We start from the raw sequence: 17,414 nt of genomic DNA on the forward strand, positions 1-17,414 counted from the left end.
GTGGCCGGCAACCGATTCCGGTACGGCGCCTGGCGCGACGGCCCGGACCCGCTCGCGCCGCCGTACGACGTACGGGCGGCCGTCGACGAGGTCGGCGAGCGGGTCCTGGGCGGCGACAGCCTGCGCGACGCGTTGCGCGACCTCATCCGCCGGGGCCCGCGAGACGGCCGCGGCCTCGACGACCTGCAGGCCCGCGCGCGCAGGCTGCGCCGGGAGGCGCTGCGCCGGGGCAACCTGGACGGCGCCGTCACCCGGGCGCAGCAGCTGCTCGACCAGGCGCTCGCGGCCGAGCGCGACGAACTGCGCGGCCGTGACGACATGGACGCCCGGTTCAACGAGGCGGTCCTGGACAACCTGCCCCGCTCCACCTCCCGCGCGGTCGAGGAGCTGTCCGACTACGACTGGGCCAGTTCCGAGGCCCGGGAGCTCTACCAGCAGATTCTCGACGGACTGCGGCGTGAGGTCGTCGAGCAGCGCTTCGCCGGCATGCGCGACGCGCTGCAGGGCCGGGACCCGGCCGCCGACGCCCGGGTCGCGGAGATGCTCGGCGACCTCAACGACCTGCTCGGCAAGCACGCCCGCGGCGAGGACACCGACGACGCGTTCCAGCAGTTCATGGAGAAGCACGGCGACTTCTTCCCGGAGCGGCCCGCCACCGTCGAGGAGCTGATCGACTCGCTGGCCCGCCGGGCCGCGGCGGCCGAGCGGCTGCTGCGCTCGCTCAGCCCCCAGCAGCGCGAGGAGCTGTCCCGGCTCATGGACCAGGCACTCGGCGACGGCCCGCTGCGCGAGCAGCTCGCCGAGCTCACCGCGAACCTGCAGTCGCTGCGGCCGAACCTGAACTGGGGCCGCGGCGAACGAATGCGCGGGGGAGCGGACCTCGGCTACGGCGACGCGGCCGCGGCCCTGGGCGAGATCGGCGAGCTGGACGAGCTGCTCGACCAGCTCGGCCAGGAGCACCCCGGCGCCACCCTCGACGACGTCGACGTGGAGGCGGTGGAGCGCCAGCTCGGCCGTGGCGCCGCCGACGACGTCCGCCGGCTGCGGGAGCTGGAGCGGGAGCTGCGCCGGCAGGGCTGGGTGACCCGGGACGACGAGGGCCTGACCCTCTCGCCCAAGGCGCTGCGGCGGCTCGGGCACACGGCGCTGGCCCGGGTCTTCGACGACCTCGACGGCAAGCGGCGCGGCGAGCACGACCTGCGGGACGCCGGGGCGGCCGGCGATCTCATCGGCTCGTCGCGGCGGTGGCGCTTCGGCGACGAGCAGCCTCTCGACGTGGTCCGCACGATCGGCAACGCGGTCCGGCGCCGCGCCGGCGGGGGGACGGCCACGGTGCCCGTACGCCTCGAGCCGGAGGACTTCGAGGTGGCCGAGACCGAGCGCCGCGCCTCGGCCGTGGTGGCGCTCTGCGTCGACCTGTCGTACTCGATGTTCGCCGACGGCCGCTGGGGCCCGATGAAGCAGACCGCCCTGGCGCTGTCGCACCTGGTGGCGACGCGGTTCCCGCAGGACTCGCTGCAGATCGTGGGCTTCGGCCGGCACGCGATGCCGCTGACGCAGGGCGAGCTCGCGGGCATCGAGCCCGACATGGTGCAGGGCACCAACCTGCAGCACGCGCTCAAGCTGGCCGGACGGCACCTCCGGCGGCACCCCGGTGCGGAGCCGGTGGTGCTGGTGGTCACCGACGGCGAGCCGACCGCACATCTCGAGGAGGACGGTTCGGCGTTCTTCACGTGGCCGACCACGCCGGAGACCGTGCGCCTGACGGTGCAGGAGGTGGACCAGCTCACCCGGTACGGCGCGACGCTGAACCTGTTCATGCTCGGCGAGGATCCGGGCCTGCGCCGGTTCGTGGACGCGGTGGCCAAGCGCAGCGGCGGGCGGGTGTTCAGCCCCGACGTGAGCGAGCTCGGCCGCTACGTGGTCGACGATTACGTCCGAAGCCGTCGCGGCAAACGCTGACGCTTTCCACCTATCTTCCTAGGACGCTCTACCGGATGTGCGCCACGGCACGGGGTGATCCGGGCACGCGGCGGAGCTGGATATAGTGACTCGGCGAGTGAGCGGCCGGCGTGCCCGGCGGCCTTCCGGGGGGACGGTCGCAGGGAGGGCAGCCGGGTTCGCGGCCGGTTCGGGGGAGAGGGGGCGCCATGTCGCAGCAGGCTGCGCCCTTCGCCACGGACCGCATCTGGACCCTGCCCAACGTGATCAGCTTCGTGCGGCTGCTGGGCGTACCGCTCTTCCTCTACCTGCTGCTCGGGCCGGAGAAGGACGTCGCGGCCGTGGTCGTGCTCGCGCTCGGCGGCACCACCGACTGGGTCGACGGGTACGTCGCCCGCCGGATGAACTCGGTCAGCCGGCTGGGCGAGCTGCTCGACCCGTTCGCGGACCGGCTCTACATCCTGGCGACCCTCGTCGGCTTCACCGTGCGCGAGGTCGTCCCGTGGTGGCTGACCGCGGCCCTGCTGCTGCGCGAGGCGGTGCTCGGCGTCGCGCTGCTGGTGCTGCGCCGCCACGGGTACGGACCCCCGCCCGTGCACTATGTCGGCAAGACCGGCACGTTCGTGCTGCTCGGCGCGTTCCCCGTGCTCCTGCTCGCCGAGGCGGTGCCGGCCGCGCACAGCGTCGCCGCGCCGATCGGGTGGGGCCTCGCCTGGTGGGCACTCGGCCTCTACTGGGCGGCCGCCGTCCTCTACCTGGCGCAGACCCGGGCGCTGCTGCGCGCCGACCGTGCCGCGGGCTCGCGCGAGGCTGTCGCCGGATGACCTCGCCCGACGGCGGCACCGACGGCGCGCAGCGCCGGACGTACACCCCGGACTTCCTCACCGAGCTGTTCCGCAACCCGCTGGATCCCGGGTACGCCGACGCCGCCGCCCGCCGCGCCCGCGGTGAAGGGCCGGCCGGCGCCCGCCGGAAGCTGCTCAACGGCGTCAGCGCCGTGACCCTGGCCGGCGTGGGATTCCTGCTCGTGGTGGCCTACCAGCAGACCGTCGCCGACGAGCCGGCCCGGGCCCAGGCCCGCGACACCCTCGTCGAACAGGTGCAGAACCGCCGCGCGGAGACCGCCGAACTCCAGGAGCGCGCCGACCGGCTCCGCACCGAGGTGGCCGGCCTGCGGGAACGCCAGCTGGGCGGGGCGGCCGTGGCGCGGCTGCAGGGACTGGAGGCCCAGACCGGGCTGGCCCCGGTGCGCGGCTCGGGCGTACGGGTCACCGTCGGCGACGGGCCCACCCCGATCGACCCCGTCACCGGTGAGCGCCGCAACGAGGCCCGCGTCCGCGACACCGACCTCCAGCTCGCCACGAACGCGCTGTGGGCGGCGGGCGCGGAGGCGATCGCGGTCAACGGCCAGCGGCTCACCGCGACGTCGACGATCCGTCAGGCCGGCCAGGCGATCCTCGTCGACTTCCGGCCGGTGACCACGCCGTACCAGGTGGTCGCGATCGGCCCGGGATCGCTGGTGGAGGACTTCCGCGACGGCGCTGCGGGCAAGTTCTTCCGGGCGCTGGCCGGCAAGTACGGCATGTCCTTCGACGTGTCCGAGGTGCGCGGCGTGACCCTCGACGCGGCCACCGCGCCCCGGCTCCGGCAGGCCACCCCGTCGGCGGTGCCGCCGGGTTCCTCGTCGTCCCCGTCCCGCACCCCGTCGAAAGGCGGCTGATGATCGCCGTACTCGCCCTGATCGCCGGTGTCGTCCTGGGCATCGTCTTCCATCCGACGGTGCCGCCGGCCCTGCAGCCGTACCTTCCGATCGCGGTGGTGGCCGCGCTCGACGCGGTCTTCGGCGGGGTACGGGCGAAGCTCGACGGCATCTTCGACGACAAGCAGTTCGTGGTGTCGTTCATCGCGAACGTGGTGGTGGCGGCGGTGATCGTCTACCTGGGTGATCAGCTCGGCGTGGGCGGCCAGCTCTCGACGGGCGTCGTGGTGGTCCTCGGCGTCCGCATCTTCGGTAACGTGGCGGCCATCCGCCGGCATCTCTTCCGGGCGTAGGGCGAACCGATGAGCGACGAGAAGAACCCCCGGCCGGGCGAGACCCCGCCCGACCCGGATCCGCCGGTGCCCGCCGACGCGGACGCCGCGGCGCCGGCCGGCATCGGTGACGGGGAGACGGTCCGGCTCCAGCCGCCGCCCGCCCCGGAGCCCGTTGCCGAGCCCGCCCCGGACCCCGCGCCGCGACCCGAGCCCGAGTCCGAGTCGGCGACGTCCGAGTCGGAGCCCGTCGCGGCGGCCGCCGAGCCCGATCCGGCCGGTGATCCCGCGGCGGCGTCACCCGCGCAGGTGAGTGAGCCGGCGAGCCGCGTGCCGGAGAAGGTCCTGGCGCCGTGGCGGCGCCTGTCCTCGGCAGGCGCGCTGATCTGGGTGCTGCTGGCACTGTTCGGCTTCACCCTCGTCGTGCAGCTGCGCAGCAACGACGCCGACTCCGGGCTGGCCTCGGCGCGGCAGGAGGACCTGGTCCGGATCCTGTCCGACCTGGAGGCCCGCGACCAGCGGCTGCAACAGGAGATCAACGGCCTGGAGGAGAGCCAGCGGCAGCTCACCTCCGGGGTCGCCGGGCGGCAGGCCGCGCTGGCCGAGGCCGACAAGCGGGCGGAGGAGCTGGGGTTGCTCTCCGGCACGTTGCCGGCGACCGGGCCCGGCCTGAAGATCACCATCGACCCGAAGGGCCAGCCGATCAAGGCGTCGGCGGTCCTCAACGCGGTTCAGGAGCTGCGCGGTGCCGGCGGCGAGGTGATGGAGCTGGTCGGCAACAACGGCGTCGCCGTACGCATCGTCGCCTCCTCGTATTTCGTCGACGCCGACGGTGGCGAGGTGATGGTCGACGGCAAGCAGCTCAGCGGCCCGTACACCCTCTGGGTGATCGGGGTGCCGGCGACCATGCAGACCGCGCTGCAGATCCCCGGTGGGGTGGTGGCGTCGGTGAGCCAGGCCGGCGGTAACGTGACCATGGAACAGCGCACCTCGGTCGACGTGACCGCGGTGCGTCAGCCCGCCAGCCTGCAGTACGCGCGTCCGGTCTCCTGAGCGGGCGCGCTTCTCAACGGAGGAATGTGTGATTCCCGAGGATCTGCGCTACACGGCCGAGCACGAGTGGGTGTCCGGTGACGGCACCGGCCCCGTGCGCGTGGGCATCACCCACTTCGCGCAGGACGCGCTCGGCGACATCGTCTTCGTGCAGCTGCCCGAGGAGGGCACCGCGGTGCAGGCCGGTGACCAGCTCGGCGAGATCGAGTCGACGAAGAGCGTGTCGGAGATCTACGCGCCCGTGTCGGGCACCGTGGTGGCCCGCAACGCGACGCTCGCCGACGAGCCCGAGCTGATCAACGCCGAGCCGTACGCGGCCGGCTGGCTCGTGGAGATCGCCCCGGACGATCCGGCGGCCCTGTCCGGGCTGCTGGACGCCGAGGCGTACAAGGCCCTGACCGAGGGCTGATCCGCCGCTCACGCGGCTCGGCCCGGCAACGTCCGCGCGTCTGGTTGCCCGGTATTTCCGCGCTGACTAGGCTCGCGGAGCACATGTAGAAACCGTTATTACTTCGAAACCGATAGTCGTACGTCCGGAGTACCGGGCAGCGGCGGCGGGGGCGCTGCGCTCCGGACCTCACGTCCGGCTCGCTCACCCTTCGTCGTCGGGCGGCGACCGAAACAGATCCGTGAGGTGGTCCATGACGCGCCCAGACGACGAGTTCCCCCCGCTCGACGTCACGTCCACGCTGAACCTCGGAGCGCTCGACGAGGTGCTCGAGGGACCTGAGACCGACGTGGTACCGAGCCGGATGTCCGGTTCGCTGCCGCCCGGTATGGCCCTGCTGGTGGTGCGCCGGGGCCCGAACGCGGGCGCGCGCTTCCTGCTGGACCACGACGTGACCACGAGCGGGCGGCATCCCGACAGCGACATCTTCCTCGACGACGTGACGGTCTCGCGCCGGCACGCGGAGTTCCACCGTGACGGGGGCACCTTCACGGTCCGCGACGTCGGCTCGCTCAACGGCACGTACGTGAACCGTGAGCGCGTCGAGTCCGCGACGCTCAGCAACGGCGACGAGGTCCAGATCGGCAAGTTCCGCCTGGTCTTCATCGCCGGTCCGCGGCCGGAGGGCGAGGGCGGCGGGGCGTGAACCCGGCGGGGGCGGCCGCACACGACCCGGGCGCGCGCCCGGGTCGTGACGTCGCGCTGATGAGCATCGGGGAGGTGCTGGCCCAGCTGCGCACGGAGTTCCCGGACACGACGATCTCCAAGCTCCGGTTCCTGGAGGCGGAGGGGCTGGTCGACCCGCAGCGCACCGCCTCCGGCTACCGCAAGTACTCGTGGAACGACGTGGCCCGGCTGCGGTTCGTGCTGACCGCGCAGCGGGACCAGTACCTCCCGCTGCGCGTGATCCGTGAGCAGCTCGAGGCCCTCGAACGCGGCGACGACCCGCTCGGTAGCCGCCGCCCGTCGCTGGTGGCGGTGGGCTCCGAGGCCGAGGTGGCCGCGGACGCCGCCGACACCCGGGTGGCGCGTGCGGATCTGATCGAGCGCACCGGCATCGCCGACCAGCTGCTGACCGAGCTCGAGCAGATCGGCCTGGTCACGTCCCGGCCCCCGGGCTGGTACGACAACGACGCACTGGTGATCGTGGAGGCGGTGGTGGGCCTGACCCGCCACGGCCTGGAAGCACGCCACCTGCGGGCGTTCCGCACCGGCGCGGACCGCGAGGTGGGGCTCTTCACCCAGCTGCTGGCGCCGCTGGTGCGCCAGCAGGACCCGGCGGCGCGGGCCCGGGCGGCGGAGACGGCCCGCGAGTTGCAGGCCTTGTCGCAGCGGCTGCACGCGGCGCTGGTGCGTGCGGGCCTGCGCGACACGCTGGGCCGCTGACGCCGCCGCGGCGGCCGCATTACGCCGAGCGCTGAACGAGGTCACGGTGCGGACCGTGGAGCGACCGGCGATGACCAGCAGCCGAGGGCGATTCGGCGTGGTCCGGCGGGGTAACCGCAGTGGGATCGGACACGGACCTCGTGTGGCGCTCGGCCCGGGGCGCCCGTGTACCGTGCAGGATAGGGCGGGAAACAGCCTGGCGGTCACCGTTTCACCCGGTGGCCGGCGGGGCGGCGACGACGTGCGACACGGAGGCGGGCGGTGCGCGAGCTGAGCGTGGTCGGGGTTCGGGTAGAGCTGCCCAGCAACCAGCCGATCGTCCTGCTCAGGGAGGTCGACGGGGATCGTTACCTGCCGATCTGGATCGGCGCGGTGGAGGCGACCGCCATCGCGTACGAGCAGCAGGGCGTCAAGCCGGCACGGCCGCTGACCCACGACCTGCTCCGCGACGTCCTCGCGGCGCTCCAGGCGCCGCTGAAGGCCGTCGAGATCACGGAGCTCAAGGAGAACGTCTTCTACGCCGACCTGCTGATCGGCGACGATCTGCGGGTGTCGGCCCGCCCGAGCGACTCGATCGCGCTGGCGCTGCGGGTGGGCGCTCCGATCCGGTGCGCGGACCAGGTGCTGACCGAGGCGGGCATCGTCATCCCGGACGAGCAGGAGGACGAGGTGGAGAAGTTCCGCGAGTTCCTCGACCAGGTCCGCCCGGAGGACTTCGCCGGCTGAGCGGTGAAATGGGGGCTGACCGGCCCTTTTGTGAATAATGCATTGACGGTCACCACATGTCCGGTCGTCCATACGCGGCGTGTCGCGCCATTACCTCCCTGTTTCCCGGCACGCTGAGTTATAGGCTCGTGAAGTCCAGGTGAAGCGGCACCGCGCAGCGGGGAGGTAGTCGCGTGCACGACTCAGATCCTCAGGAGGGTCCTCTCGTCGGCGAGGACGGCGAGGTCGGGTATCGCGGGGTCACCGCGTGCCAGGCGGTCGGCATCAGCTACCGCCAGCTCGACTACTGGGCCCGGACCAGCCTCGTCGTGCCCAGCATCCGGGATGCGTCGGGGTCGGGGACCCAGCGGCTGTACTCGTTCCGGGACCTGGTCGTCCTCAAGGTGGTCAAGCGCCTGCTGGACGCCGGGGTCTCGCTGCAGAACATCCGCAAGGCGATCGAGACGCTCCGCTCGCGCGGGGTCGAGGATCTCGCCGGGATCACCCTGATCTCCGACGGCACCACCGTCTACGAGTGCCGGTCGCCGGAGGAGGTCGTCGATCTGCTCCAGGGCGGCCAGGGTGTCTTCGGCATCGCCATCGGCGGCGCCTTCAAGGAGATCCAGGGCTCGCTCTCCCACCTGCCCGCCGAGCCCGCCGCCACGCCGCAGCCGGTCGGCACCCCGGCCCAGCCCGCCGCGGGCGACGAGCTCGCCGCCCGCCGGGCGCGCCGCCGCGCCGGCTGACACGGGCTCAGGGCTGCGGAGTCTCCTGCAGCAGGCGCAGCACCAGCGCCAGCGGCGGCCACGAGGCGCGCCCCCGCCGCACCACGGCACAGCTGCGCAGCCACACCGGCGTGTCGGTGAGCGGCAGGAGCCGTACCCCGTCCGCCGCCGGCCGGCGGTCCGGCAGCAGGGCGACCCCCATCCCCGCCACGATCAGGTCCTCGACGAGGTCGAGGCTGTCGGCCCGGTGTGCGATGCGGGGCGTGCAGCCCGCCAGGGCGGCGACGGTACGCACGACGTCCTCGTCCGCGGTGTTGCGCGAGTTCACGATCCAGTCACCGTCGGCGAAGTCGGCGAAGCGGCTGCCCGGGGCGTCCGCGGCGACCGCGAGCGCCCACGGCGTCTGCCAGAGCGGGAACTCCTCCCGGGCCGGGTCCGGTGCGGCCGGGGCGAGGTTGTAGTCGTACGTCAACGCCAGGTCCACGGCATCGGTGGCGAGCAGCGCGAACGCCTCGGCGGGCTCGTGCTCCCGGATGCTCAGCCGGACCCGGGAACGCGCCGCGGCGAGCCGGGCGGCGACGGGCAGCAGCGAGCGGCGTACCCCGGTGGCGAAGCCCGCGACCCGCACCTCCCCGGACGGCTCGGCGTCCGGTGCGAGGTCGAGCCGGGCCGCGTCGACCGCGGCCAGGATCGTCACCGCGTGATCCGCGAGCCGCCGCCCAGCCGGGGTGAGTCGCACCCGTCGCCCGTCCGGTTCGATGAGCGTCGTGCCCGCCTCCCGGGCGAGGACCGCGAGCTGCTGGGACACCGTCGAGGTGGTGAGGTGCACCACGTCGGCGACCTCGCGCATCGAGCCGAGCCGGGACAGTTCCAGCAGCAGGCGCAGGCGGCGGGTCTCCATCTCCCCATCGTCCGCCATCGTCGAACGATCGGTCCAGGATTATCACGTGGACGCGTACGGTCGTCCGGCGTGTACTGGTCCCCATGCGCTCCGAAGCCCGTACCGGGACCGCCATGGCCCTCGCCTCGATGCTCCTCGTGCAGCTGGGGCTCGCGGCGTCGGTCGGCCTGCTCGACCGCCTCGGGCCGGCCGGCACGGCGTGGCTGCGCCTGGCCTGGGCCGGCGTGATCCTGCTCGTGCTGGTCCGTCCCCGGCCGCACGCGTTCTCCCGCGGCGCCCTGCCGGCCTGCGTCGCGCTGGGCGTGGTGACCGCGAGCGTGACGATGCTGTTCATGGCCGCGGTCGCGCGGCTGCCGCTCGGCACCGCGAGCGCCCTGGAGTTCCTGGGCCCACTCGGGGTGGCGGTGGTCCGCGGCCGGCGCGGGACGCTGCTGTGGCCGGCCCTCGCCGCGGTGGGCGTCCTGCTGCTCACCGAGCCGTGGCACGGCGACGTCGACCTGGCCGGTGTCGGTTTCGCGCTGGGCGCGGCGGTGTGCTGGGCGGCGTACATCGTGCTGACCCAGCGGGTCGGTGACGGGGTGTCCGGGTTCCACGGCCTGGCGGTGTCGATGCCGGTGGCGGCCCTGGTGGCCACGGTCGTCGCCGGGCCGTCGGTGCTGCCCGCGCTGACCTGGCAGCTGCTGCTCGCCGGACTGGGGCTGGCGGTGCTGCTGCCGGTCGTACCGTTCGCGCTGGAGTTCCTGGCGCTGCGCCGGCTCACCACCGCGGCGTTCGGGACGCTGATGAGCCTGGAACCGGGCTTCGCCCTGATCATCGGCCTGCTCGTGCTGGGGCAGCGGCCCGGCTGGGTGCCCGTGGCGGGCATCGCCTTCGTGGTCGCCGCCGGCATCGACGCGGAACGCACCGGGGCCCGGGCCGCCACGGCGCCGCTTCCCGGGGCCGCCGGGGATGTTCGTGCTCCTGAGCCGGTGCCGCTGGGACGGATGAACCCCGGAAAAGGTTGACGCCGGGCGAGATCAACTATTCGGGGCCCTCAGCGGTCTTTCCCTTCGCACACCCCCCGGTGCGAAGGAGAGATGCCATGCCCGTCCGCGGTCTCGCCGTCCCGGCCGTCCTCACCGCCGTCCTGCTCGCCGGCTGCGGAGCCGTCGCCTCCGGCAGCGAGCCGGCGCCACCACCGCCCCGGCACCCGTCCCGCCCACCCGCCGTGCCCGCTTCGCGGCCGCCCATGATCACGTACCCCGAGAAGGGCGGCGGCACGTTCGCCGCTGCCAAGGCGGAGCCGGAGCCGGACGCTGCGGGCATCGTGCTGCGCTACCGGGTGCTGGTGGAGAAGGACATCGCCGGGATCAGCCCGGGTACGTTCGCCGCGACCGTCCGGGCCACCCTCGCCGACCCACGCGGGTGGACCGCCGGCGGTGAGCGCGTGTTCCGTCGCGTCGATGGCCGCGGGCCGTACGACTTCACGGTCTACCTGGTGACCCCGCGGACGCGCGACGAGCTGTGCGGGGACGTGCCGGACGGCTACACGTCGTGCCGCCACGGCGACAAGGTGGTGCTCAACGTGGCTCGCTGGGTCAAGGGCGTACCCGGCTACGGCGCACCCCTGGGCGTGTACCGGCAGTACATGGTGAACCACGAGGTGGGACACCGGTTGGGCCACGGCCACGAGCGCTGCCCCGGCAAGGGCCGCCCGGCCCCGGTCATGCAGCAGCAGACGCTGGGCCTGCACGGGTGCAGGGCGAACCCATGGCCGTACCGCGGTGGGGAGCGCTACAGCGGCGCGCCCGGCGTCTACGACGACCCGATGCCGCCGCGGGACCGCGGAACGGCCGGGTGAGGGCCGGGCACCACCCGGCGGTGGCGCCCGGCCGCGGGGCGGTTACCGGAACAGGCTGCCGTCGCGGTACTCGACGGTGGCGCGTACCGGAGGGGCCAGCGGATCGTCCGGGAGCGTGACGGGGCCGATCCGGGCGGGCCGTTCCACCAGGACGCAGACCTCTTCGCCGGGCCACCACCAGCCGGTGGCGCGGGCAAGCGCGGCCCATTCGTCGAGGTGGGCGGCGTCGCGCGGCGCGGGCCGGGACAGGCCGAGGGCGCGCAGCACGTCGTGGTGGGCGATCCAGGGGGCGTCCTGCTGGCCGTACCAGCAGATCGGCAGTGTGGCCGGCGGCCCGAGCGCCGCCCGCACCGGCAGCGCGACGCCGTGCATGAGCACCGAGCGCAAGGCGTCCCGGACGCTCTGCTGCAGCACCACCCGTAGCGGCACCCCGGCCTCGAGCGCCGGTACGGGCGGCAGCACGGGCCACGGCTTGTCGCCCTTACGCAGCTTGCGGGTCGGTTCCAGATCGGGATGGACGGCCGCCTCGTCCAGGGCCGCCCGCAAGCGGGACCAGGACGCGGCGAGGTCGACGGCGATCGGCGGCCGCCCGGCGGGCGGATCCGGGCGCAGCCAGGCGTGGAGATCGTCGTGGCCCGGTATGCCGGTGCGGTGCGGCAGCGCGGCGGCGGGGGAGTTCACCCAGGTGAACCCGGGCCGGCCGCGGCCCTGCCGCAGATAGAAGCGGGTCAGGATCCGTTCTGCGGTCTCCCGGTCGGCGGGCCCGGTGGCGAGTCCTGCGCCGAGCCATTCCCGGCGCCCCTCATCGGCCCGGTGCCAGTGATCGAGGACTGCGGCGGCGCCCCTGCGCCGCGTGGTGGCGGTCAACGCGCGAGGGCGCGCACGCCCTTTCGGTCAGCGGTCATCATGCGCACACCATCGCGGATCATCCCCGCGGCCGCAACCCGGTATCCGGAGCTGGCACCCGCTCGTCGTACGCGCCGGGCGGGCCGCTGTAGCGCTCCGCACCGCGGTACGGCCATGGGTTCGCCCTGCACCCGTGCAGGCCCAGCGTCTGCTGCTGCATGACCGGGGCCGGGCGGCCCTTGCCGGGGCAGCGCTCGTGGCCGTGGCCCAACCGGTGTCCCACCTCGTGGTTCACCATGTACTGCCGGTACACGCCCAGGGGTGCGCCGTAGCCGGGTACGCCCTTGACCCAGCGAGCCACGTTGAGCACCACCTTGTCGCCGTGGCGGCACGACGTGTACGCGTCGCGCGTACTGCCGCACAACATGTCCCGGGTCCGCGGCGTGGCGAGGTAGATCGTGAAGTCGTACGGCTGACCCGGCCCGGAGCGCCGCAGCCGCAGCGTCCCCCCGGCCGTCCAGCCGCGGGGGTCGTCGAGCGCGGCCGTCACCGCGTCGGCGAAGCCCGTGAGCGCGAGCCCCTTGATGTCGCGTTCGACCCGTACCCGATAGCGCAGGAGGTTTCCGCTCCTCCCACCGGTCCGCGACGAACCCGGCGCCGTCCGCCACCGCGCCCCGCCCCGGGCCGGATAATTGATCTTGACAGCTGGGGGTTTCGGCGTGGTGACTATCGAGGCCGGCGCGACCACTGGTTCCGCAGTGGCGATCGGCGGCGGGCTGCAGGCGGCGGCGGTCGGGAGAACGACGGCCAGCAGCGCCGTCGCCCACCGGATCCGCCCCATATCCGACCATCGGCGGCCTCGCCGGTCAGCTGAGCCCGGCGATTCTGTCGGGGGTGACCGCTACGGTCTGGCGGTGACTGCGAACCTCGACGACTTCTACCGCGACGTCGCCACCATCGCCCTGACGGCGGGGGAGAAGCACGGCTTCGTGCTCGGCGGCGGCGTCGCCTGGCTGGTCAACGGCCTGGTCCGGCGCCCCACCGAGGACATCGACCTGTTCACCGACACCGCCGGCGCGGTCGAGGCCGCCGCCGCGGGGGTGACCGGCGCCCTCACCGCCGCCGGTTACCAGGTGTTCCGCGAGGTCGGGGACGAGATGTTCGCGGGCATGGACGAGGACCTGCGCGAGTATCACGTCGCCGACGGGCGCCGGGCGCTGCGCCTGACCCTGACCCGGCTCGACCGGCGCCGGGCACCCGTGGTGATGGAGGTCGGCCCGGTGATGCATCTCGACGACCTCGTGGCCTCCAAGGTCGCGGCCCTGGTCAACCGCCGCGAGGTGCGTGACTACATCGACGTCGCGGCCGCCCTCGAGCGCTACCCGCTGGCCCGGGTGCTGGAGCTCGCGCACGCGCTCGACGACACCCTCGAGGACGAGGACATCGCCGATGCCGGCCGCTACCTCGACCGCCTCGACGACGCGCGCTTCGCGGTCTACGGGCTCTCCGCCGCCGATGTGACCCGGCTGCGGAAACGTCTCGCCCGCTGGCCGCGGTGACGGCAACCGTTTCGCAACCGGCGGCGTCCCGGACGGCAACCGGGCCCGCCGAATCTTGCTGTCAGCGAGGCCACTCAGCACCAGGAAGGCTCCCGGAATGCGCCACAGAATCGGTTCCACCATCGCCGTCTTCGCCGCCGTCATCGGCCTCGCGGGCAGCGTCGCCGGCCCGATCTACGCGGCGTTCGCCGCGTAGGTCACCGCTCCAACTCCACAGCAAGGTCCCTTCCGTGGCCGGGCGCGCACGCGCCCGGCCACGGTGCTGTCCGCGGACGGCCTGCTCATAGACTGGCCGCATCATGAATCTCACCGAACGCCTGCCCGGCACCGCCGAACCCGACGCCGTCTTCGACGCCTTCCAGAGCTGGGTCGCCGAGCAGGGCCTGACGCTCTACCCCCACCAGGAGGAGGCGCTCATCGAGATCGCCACCGGGGCGAACGTCATCCTCAACACCCCCACCGGCTCCGGGAAGAGCCTGGTGGCGACCGGGGCGCACTTCGCGGCCCTGGCCGACAAGCGCACGACCTTCTACACCGCCCCGATCAAGGCGCTGGTCTCGGAGAAGTTCTTCGCCCTCTGCGCGATCTTCGGCGCCCACAACGTCGGCATGCTCACCGGCGACGCCAGCGTGAACGCCGACGCGCCGATCATCTGCTGCACCGCCGAGATCCTGGCCAACCTGGCGCTGCGCGAGGGCGCCGACGCCGACGTCGGCCAGGTCGTGATGGACGAGTTCCACTTCTACGCCGAGCCCGACCGCGGCTGGGCCTGGCAGGTGCCGCTCATCGAGCTGCCCCAGGCGCAGTTCGTGCTGATGTCGGCCACGCTCGGCGACACCACCCGCTTCGTCGAGGACCTGTCGCGGCGCACCGGACGGGAGACCGCCGTGGTCGCCAACGCCGAGCGGCCGGTCCCGCTGATGTTCTCGTACGCGATGACGCCGCTGCACGAGACCATCGAGGAGCTGCTCAGCACCCGCCAGGCCCCGGTGTACATCGTGCACTTCACCCAGGCGGCCGCCCTGGAGCGCGCGCAGTCGCTGATGAGCATCAACATGTGCACCCGCGCCGAGAAGGACGCGATCGCCGCGGCGCTGGGCAGCTTCCGGTTCACCGCGGGCTTCGGGCGTACGCTCTCGCGGCTGGTGCGCCACGGCATCGGCGTGCACCACGCGGGCATGCTGCCCAAGTACCGCCGCCTGGTGGAGACGCTCGCGCAGGCGGGCCTGCTCAAGGTCATCTGCGGTACGGACACCCTCGGCGTCGGCATCAACGTGCCCATCCGCACGGTGCTGTTCACCGGCCTGTCCAAGTACGACGGCGTGAAGACGCGGCTGCTCAAGGCGCGCGAGTTCCACCAGATCGCGGGCCGGGCCGGTCGGGCTGGGTTCGACACCCTCGGCACGGTCATCGTCCAGGCGCCGGAGCACGTCATCGACAACGAGCGCGCGCTCGCCAAGGCCGGCGACGACCCGAAGAAGCGGCGCAAGGTCGTCCGCAAGAAGCCGCCCGAGGGCACGATCGGCTGGGGCCAGCCCACCTTCGACCGGCTCGTCGCCGCCGACCCCGAGCCGCTCACCTCATCGTTCCAGGTCTCGCACGCGATGCTGCTCAACGTCATCGCCCGCGGCGGCGACCCGTTCGCCGCGATGCGGCACCTGCTGACCGACAACCACGAGGAGCCCGCCGCGCAGCGCCGGCACATCCGCCGGGCCATCGCGATCGCCCGCGCCCTGCTGGCGGGCGGCGTCATCGAGAAGGTCGACGGCACCTACCGCCTCGTCGACGACCTCCAGCTGGACTTCGCGCTCAACCAGGCCCTGTCGCCCTTCGCGCTGGCCTGCCTGGAGCTGCTCGACCGGGAATCCCCGGACTACCCGCTCGACGTCGTGTCGATCATCGAGGCCACCCTGGAGGACCCCCGCCAGGTCCTCTCCGCCCAGCAGTTCAAGGCCAAGGGCGAGGCGGTCAACGCCATGAAGGCCGAGGGCATCGAGTACGACCAGCGCATGGAACTCCTCGAGGAGGTCACCTACCCGAAGCCCCTGGTGGACCTGCTGGAGGGCGCCTACGAGACGTACCGCCGCGGGCATCCCTGGGTGGCCGACCACGAGCTCAAGCCCAAGGCCGTCGTCCGCGACATGTACGAGCGCGCGATGACCTTCACCGAGTACGTGTCCTTCTACGGCCTGTCCCGCTCCGAGGGGCTGGTGCTGCGCTACCTCGCCGACGCGTTCCGGGCGCTGCGGCAGACGGTGCCGGAGGACGCGCGTACCGAAGAACTGACGGACCTGATCGAATGGCTGGGTGAGCTGGTCCGCCAGGTCGACTCGAGCCTGCTCGACGAGTGGGAGCGCCTGCGCAACCCGGGCGCGGAGATCGCCGAGCCGTCGCCGCTGGACGACAAGCCGCCGGCCGTCACCCGCAACACCCGGGCGTTCCGCGTCCTGGTCCGCAACGCCATGTTCCGCCGCGTCGAACTCTTCGCCCTGCGCCGCGCCGAGGACCTGGGCGAGCTCGACGCCGAGTCGGGCTGGACGACGGACCGCTGGATCGAGGCGCTGGAGGACTACTACGCGGAATACCCGGTGGTCGGCACCGGCCCGTCGGCGCGCGGCCCGGCGTTGCTGCACATCGAGGCCGGCCCGGCGGTCTGGAAGGTCCGCCAGGTCTTCGAGGATCCGGAGGGCGACCACGACTGGGGCATCGACGCGGAGGTCGACCTGGCGGCCAGCGACGAGGCCGGGGCAGCGGCGATCCGCATCACGGCCGTGGGACCGCACTGATCTCAGGCGGGTGACTGCCGCTTGTCGAGGTGCCAGCGCTGATACCAGCCGCCGTCGCAGGCGGCGAGGGCGAGGCCGGCGTCGAGCAGCCGTTGCCGTCCTTTGATTTCCACGCAGCGGTGGTCCACCCTGCTCTGCAACGCCCCGCCGGCACCCAGCAGCCACCCCTGTTCCGGCGTGTCCTCGCAGTCGGCCTGTTCCAGCGCCGCGGCGGCGTTGCGGGTCAGGCACTTGCTGCTGAACGCGTTGACCATGCGCCAGGTCGTCCCGTCGACGAGTTCGGCCACCCACAGCTGGTTGCGGTAGTCGCCGTCGGTCCGCCACGTCCACAGGTGGACGCGAGCGCCGTCGTCCATCGACCAGTTCTCCACGTCGAGCACGTACGGGACCGCGCTCGAGCCGGGATCCTCGTTGGTGATCGCGATGGTGGTGCCGGAAGCGGGAACGGCCGGCGACGGGGCGGACGTGGAAGGCCGGGGCGACCCGGTCGGTCTGGTCACCGGTACGACCGGGTGCGTCGGTGCGGTCCGGCCGGCCGGCGGGGTGGGCGCCGGCGCGCTGGGCGGCGCCGTCGCGTCCGGCGGCCGCGCAGTGGGCGGCCGTGACGGGGGAGCCGGGGTGCCGCTGCTCGGCTCTCCGGCCGGCACGGCGGGCGTCAGGGTCACCGGCGGCGGGCCGGTGGACACGGTGACAGTGGTGGTGCCCGACAGGGCGTACGCCATCGCGGCGGAGACGGCCATCAGAAGCAGGACACTGACGGCGGCGGCCACGTATCGCGCGGCCGAGGGCGCGGGCGGTGGCGACGGCGCCGGCCAGTCGGGCTCCCAGAGGGGAGCGGGCACCGCGTTCGCCGGCCGCAAGCCGTCGAGCTGACGCAATTGCTGACGCGCCCGGTGCGTCGCCTCCCACTCGGCGCGAAGCGTCCGCGGGTCGGCACCGGCCACCACGGCCAGCGCCTGAACCACCTCCCAGGGTGGCAGCGCCTGGGCGGTGAAGTATCGCGACAACGATGAATCGCTGACGTGCAGCTGGTGTCCCAGCTGCTTCAAACTGAGCCCGGTCTGCGCCCGTAGCGCCGCCAACCGGGTGGAGAGCGGTTCAAGCTCCTGGTTCGTCACGCCGGTCCCCCCGTCACACCCTGATCCCCATTGTGCTTACCATCGGCCGGGATCGATATCTAGAAGCCGACTTCA

The 17,414-nt window shown here is 73.2% G+C and carries 18 protein-coding genes; 14 read left to right on the forward strand and 4 right to left on the reverse strand.

Translation table 11 applies throughout. The features are described from left to right. The 10 genes from ACIBO8_RS28265 to ACIBO8_RS28310 all read left to right on the forward strand — a co-directional run bounded on the left by ACIBO8_RS28265 (position 1) and on the right by ACIBO8_RS28310 (position 8,310). On the forward strand, positions 1-1,962 hold the full coding sequence (locus ACIBO8_RS28265) for a VWA domain-containing protein (RefSeq protein WP_396118368.1): 1,962 nt from the start codon (positions 1-3) through the stop codon (positions 1,960-1,962). A gap of 188 nt (positions 1,963-2,150) precedes the next feature. Next, positions 2,151-2,765, forward strand: a complete 615-nt coding sequence (locus ACIBO8_RS28270; RefSeq protein WP_396118369.1) for a CDP-alcohol phosphatidyltransferase family protein — start codon at positions 2,151-2,153, stop codon at positions 2,763-2,765. Further along, entirely contained in the window at positions 2,762-3,661 is a 900-nt protein-coding gene (locus ACIBO8_RS28275; RefSeq protein ID WP_396118370.1) for a DUF881 domain-containing protein, read from the forward strand. Before ACIBO8_RS28270 ends, ACIBO8_RS28275 begins: the two co-directional genes overlap by 4 nt. Next, positions 3,661-3,993, forward strand: coding sequence for a small basic family protein (locus tag ACIBO8_RS28280; protein ID WP_396118371.1), 333 nt, complete (start codon positions 3,661-3,663; stop codon positions 3,991-3,993). The genes ACIBO8_RS28275 and ACIBO8_RS28280 overlap by 1 nt, the downstream gene beginning before the upstream one ends. A 9-nt stretch (positions 3,994-4,002) precedes the next feature. Then, positions 4,003-5,025 carry a DUF881 domain-containing protein gene (locus tag ACIBO8_RS28285; RefSeq protein WP_396118372.1) on the forward strand — a complete coding sequence of 341 codons (1,023 nt, stop codon included), beginning with the start codon at positions 4,003-4,005 and terminating at the stop codon, positions 5,023-5,025. 28 nt (positions 5,026-5,053) lie between these two features. Further along, positions 5,054-5,434 carry a glycine cleavage system protein GcvH gene (gene gcvH, locus ACIBO8_RS28290; protein WP_396118373.1) on the forward strand — a complete coding sequence of 127 codons (381 nt, stop codon included), beginning with the start codon at positions 5,054-5,056 and terminating at the stop codon, positions 5,432-5,434. A gap of 232 nt (positions 5,435-5,666) precedes the next feature. Then, positions 5,667-6,119 carry an FHA domain-containing protein gene (locus ACIBO8_RS28295; RefSeq protein ID WP_067499957.1) on the forward strand — a complete coding sequence of 151 codons (453 nt, stop codon included), beginning with the start codon at positions 5,667-5,669 and terminating at the stop codon, positions 6,117-6,119. 59 nt (positions 6,120-6,178) lie between these two features. Then, positions 6,179-6,859, forward strand: a complete 681-nt coding sequence (locus tag ACIBO8_RS28300) for a MerR family transcriptional regulator (protein WP_396118374.1) — start codon at positions 6,179-6,181, stop codon at positions 6,857-6,859. A 261-nt stretch (positions 6,860-7,120) separates the two neighbouring features. Further along, complete coding sequence (locus tag ACIBO8_RS28305) at positions 7,121-7,585, forward strand: bifunctional nuclease family protein (RefSeq protein ID WP_360637853.1); 465 nt, start codon at positions 7,121-7,123, stop codon at positions 7,583-7,585. A gap of 173 nt (positions 7,586-7,758) precedes the next feature. Then, positions 7,759-8,310, forward strand: coding sequence for a MerR family transcriptional regulator (locus ACIBO8_RS28310; RefSeq protein ID WP_396118375.1), 552 nt, complete (start codon positions 7,759-7,761; stop codon positions 8,308-8,310). 7 nt (positions 8,311-8,317) lie between these two features. Here ACIBO8_RS28310 and ACIBO8_RS28315 read toward each other — a convergent pair whose 3' ends face one another. After that, entirely contained in the window at positions 8,318-9,208 is an 891-nt protein-coding gene (locus ACIBO8_RS28315) for a LysR family transcriptional regulator (RefSeq protein WP_396118376.1), read from the reverse strand. 65 nt (positions 9,209-9,273) lie between these two features. Here ACIBO8_RS28315 and ACIBO8_RS28320 point away from each other — a divergent pair, with 65 nt between their 5' ends. Both ACIBO8_RS28320 and ACIBO8_RS28325 read left to right on the forward strand, forming a co-directional pair. After that, on the forward strand, positions 9,274-10,194 hold the full coding sequence (locus ACIBO8_RS28320) for an EamA family transporter (RefSeq protein WP_396118377.1): 921 nt from the start codon (positions 9,274-9,276) through the stop codon (positions 10,192-10,194). Positions 10,195-10,271: 77 nt separating this feature from the next. Continuing rightward, positions 10,272-11,030 (forward strand): DUF3152 domain-containing protein, encoded by a 759-nt coding sequence (locus ACIBO8_RS28325; RefSeq protein WP_396118379.1) that lies wholly within the window; start codon positions 10,272-10,274, stop codon positions 11,028-11,030. Positions 11,031-11,072: 42 nt separating this feature from the next. Here ACIBO8_RS28325 and ACIBO8_RS28330 read toward each other — a convergent pair whose 3' ends face one another. Both ACIBO8_RS28330 and ACIBO8_RS28335 read right to left on the reverse strand, forming a co-directional pair. Beyond that, positions 11,073-11,897: a DUF6745 domain-containing protein gene (locus tag ACIBO8_RS28330; protein WP_396118380.1), complete on the reverse strand. Its 825-nt coding sequence runs from the start codon at positions 11,895-11,897 to the stop codon at positions 11,073-11,075. A gap of 58 nt (positions 11,898-11,955) precedes the next feature. Continuing rightward, positions 11,956-12,717: a DUF3152 domain-containing protein gene (locus ACIBO8_RS28335; protein WP_396118381.1), complete on the reverse strand. Its 762-nt coding sequence runs from the start codon at positions 12,715-12,717 to the stop codon at positions 11,956-11,958. Between the two features lie 73 nt (positions 12,718-12,790). On the opposite strand from ACIBO8_RS28335, the gene ACIBO8_RS28340 reads away from it, so the two are divergent. Together ACIBO8_RS28340 and ACIBO8_RS28345 are read left to right on the forward strand one after the other, a co-directional pair. Then, the gene (locus tag ACIBO8_RS28340) at positions 12,791-13,435 is read left to right on the forward strand and encodes a nucleotidyl transferase AbiEii/AbiGii toxin family protein (protein ID WP_396118382.1); all 645 of its coding nucleotides are present in this window, start codon (positions 12,791-12,793) and stop codon (positions 13,433-13,435) included. Between the two features lie 299 nt (positions 13,436-13,734). Next, positions 13,735-16,221, forward strand: coding sequence for a DEAD/DEAH box helicase (locus ACIBO8_RS28345; protein ID WP_396118383.1), 2,487 nt, complete (start codon positions 13,735-13,737; stop codon positions 16,219-16,221). A gap of 2 nt (positions 16,222-16,223) precedes the next feature. Here the strand turns inward: ACIBO8_RS28345 and ACIBO8_RS28350 are convergent, their stop codons facing one another. After that, positions 16,224-17,339 (reverse strand): helix-turn-helix domain-containing protein, encoded by a 1,116-nt coding sequence (locus ACIBO8_RS28350; protein ID WP_396118384.1) that lies wholly within the window; start codon positions 17,337-17,339, stop codon positions 16,224-16,226. Positions 17,340-17,414 lie beyond the last annotated feature (75 nt).

This window comes from Actinoplanes sp. NPDC049681 (genome assembly GCF_044465265.1).
Lineage (GTDB): Bacteria > Actinomycetota > Actinomycetes > Mycobacteriales > Micromonosporaceae > Actinoplanes.

Bases quoted from the DNA above. Each gene is read 5' to 3' on its own strand.
- ACIBO8_RS28270 (WP_396118369.1), top strand. From the start codon at position 2,151: ATGTCGCAGCAGGCTGCGCCCTTCGCCACGGACCGCATCTGGACCCTG.
- ACIBO8_RS28275 (WP_396118370.1), top strand. From the start codon at position 2,762: ATGACCTCGCCCGACGGCGGCACCGACGGCGCGCAGCGCCGGACGTAC.
- ACIBO8_RS28280 (WP_396118371.1), top strand. From the start codon at position 3,661: ATGATCGCCGTACTCGCCCTGATCGCCGGTGTCGTCCTGGGCATCGTC.
- ACIBO8_RS28285 (WP_396118372.1), top strand. From the start codon at position 4,003: ATGAGCGACGAGAAGAACCCCCGGCCGGGCGAGACCCCGCCCGACCCG.
- ACIBO8_RS28295 (WP_067499957.1), top strand. From the start codon at position 5,667: ATGACGCGCCCAGACGACGAGTTCCCCCCGCTCGACGTCACGTCCACG.
- ACIBO8_RS28300 (WP_396118374.1), top strand. From the start codon at position 6,179: ATGAGCATCGGGGAGGTGCTGGCCCAGCTGCGCACGGAGTTCCCGGAC.
- ACIBO8_RS28315 (WP_396118376.1), bottom strand. From the start codon at position 9,208: ATGGCGGACGATGGGGAGATGGAGACCCGCCGCCTGCGCCTGCTGCTG.
- ACIBO8_RS28320 (WP_396118377.1), top strand. From the start codon at position 9,274: ATGCGCTCCGAAGCCCGTACCGGGACCGCCATGGCCCTCGCCTCGATG.
- ACIBO8_RS28325 (WP_396118379.1), top strand. From the start codon at position 10,272: ATGCCCGTCCGCGGTCTCGCCGTCCCGGCCGTCCTCACCGCCGTCCTG.
- ACIBO8_RS28335 (WP_396118381.1), bottom strand. From the start codon at position 12,717: ATGGGGCGGATCCGGTGGGCGACGGCGCTGCTGGCCGTCGTTCTCCCG.
- ACIBO8_RS28345 (WP_396118383.1), top strand. From the start codon at position 13,735: ATGAATCTCACCGAACGCCTGCCCGGCACCGCCGAACCCGACGCCGTC.